Below are 403 nucleotides of genomic sequence, written 5' to 3'. Positions count from 1 at the left end.
GTCGGCGGAACGGTGGTCCGGCGTAAGGTTTACGCCCGTTTTCTGGATGCGGTGAACTTCGTCAACGGAAACAGTTACGCCGATCCGGAGCAGGAGGTGATCAGCCGCTGGCGCATTGAGCAGTGCAGCGAACAGAGCGCGGTGAGTGCCTCCTTTGTACGGTCCACGCCGACGGAAACGGATGGCGCTGTTTTTCCGGGACGTATCCTGCTGGCCAACCCCTGCACCTGGACCTATCGCGGTGACGAGTGCGGTTATAGCGGTCCGGCTGTCGCGGATGAATATGACCAGCCAACGTCCGATATCACGAAGGATAAATGCAGCAAATGCCTGAGCGGTTGTAAGTTCCGCAATAACGTCGGCAACTTTGGCGGCTTCCTTTCCATTAACAAACTTTCGCAGT

1 protein-coding gene is annotated in these 403 nt (G+C 57.1%); it reads left to right on the top strand.

Going from position 1 to position 403, the window contains the following annotated elements:
- Nucleotides 1-403: phage minor tail protein L (locus GCQ56_RS20185; RefSeq protein ID WP_152736343.1), on the top strand; the 403-nt coding region annotated here is incomplete at both ends.

Source organism: Marinifilum sp. N1E240, assembly GCF_009295825.1.
GTDB lineage: Bacteria > Bacteroidota > Bacteroidia > Bacteroidales > Marinifilaceae > Marinifilum_A > Marinifilum_A sediminis.
The sequence above is the reverse complement of the archived record's forward strand: the minus strand, read 5'-3'. Positions and strand labels throughout refer to the sequence as shown.